1 rRNA gene is annotated in these 1,249 nt (G+C 56.4%); it reads left to right on the top strand.

The annotated features are described in order from the left end of the window. Positions 1–1,228: ribosomal RNA gene (locus tag ABD299_RS24840) — 23S ribosomal RNA — on the top strand; the annotation flags it as partial. Between the last annotated feature and the right edge of the window lie 21 nt (positions 1,229–1,249).

Below are 1,249 nucleotides of genomic sequence, written 5' to 3'. Positions count from 1 at the left end.
CCCCCGTAACTTCGGGAGAAGGGGGGCCATTCCTGGTGATGAGGCTTTGCTCTCTGAGCTGGGGGTGGCCGCAGAGACCAGCGAGAAGCGACTGTTTACTAAAAACACAGGTCCGTGCGAAGCCGTAAGGCGATGTATACGGACTGACGCCTGCCCGGTGCTGGAACGTTAAGGGGACCGGTTAGTCGGCTTTCGGGCCGGCGAAGCTGAGAACTTAAGCGCCAGTAAACGGCGGTGGTAACTATAACCATCCTAAGGTAGCGAAATTCCTTGTCGGGTAAGTTCCGACCTGCACGAATGGCGTAACGACTTCTTGACTGTCTCAACCATAGGCCCGGTGAAATTGCATTACGAGTAAAGATGCTCGTTTCGCGCAGCAGGACGGAAAGACCCCGGGACCTTTACTATAGCTTGATATTGGTGTTCGGTTCGGCTTGTGTAGGATAGGTGGGAGACTGTGAAGCTCAGGCGCTAGTCTGGGTGGAGTCGTTGTTGAAATACCACTCTGGTCGTGCTGGATGTCTAACCTGGGTCCGTGATCCGGATCAGGGACAGTGTCTGGTGGGTAGTTTAACTGGGGCGGTTGCCTCCTAAAGGGTAACGGAGGCGCCCAAAGGTTCCCTCAGCCTGGTTGGTAATCAGGTGTTGAGTGTAAGTGCACAAGGGAGCTTGACTGTGAGACTGACGGGTCGAGCAGGGACGAAAGTCGGGACTAGTGATCCGGCGGTGGCTTGTGGAAGCGCCGTCGCTCAACGGATAAAAGGTACCCCGGGGATAACAGGCTGATCTTCCCCAAGAGTCCGTATCGACGGGATGGTTTGGCACCTCGATGTCGGCTCGTCGCATCCTGGGGCTGGAGTCGGTCCCAAGGGTTGGGCTGTTCGCCCATTAAAGCGGTACGCGAGCTGGGTTTAGAACGTCGTGAGACAGTTCGGTCCCTATCCGCTGTGCGCGTAGGAGTCTTGAGAAGGGCTGTCCCTAGTACGAGAGGACCGGGACGGACGAACCTCTGGTGTGCCAGTTGTCCTGCCAAGGGCATGGCTGGTTGGCTACGTTCGGGAGGGATAACCGCTGAAAGCATCTAAGCGGGAAGCCTGCTTCGAGATGAGGACTCCCACCCCCTTTGAGGGGTTAAGGCTCCCTATAGACGATGGGGTTGATAGGCCAGATATGGAAGCTCAGTAATGGGTGGAGTTGACTGGTACTAATAGGCCGAGGGCTTGTCCTCAGATGCTCGCGTCCACTGTGT

Source organism: Streptomyces sodiiphilus, assembly GCF_039529215.1.
Classification (GTDB): domain Bacteria; phylum Actinomycetota; class Actinomycetes; order Streptomycetales; family Streptomycetaceae; genus Streptomyces; species Streptomyces sodiiphilus.
This window is presented reverse-complemented; position numbering and strand designations above follow the sequence as displayed.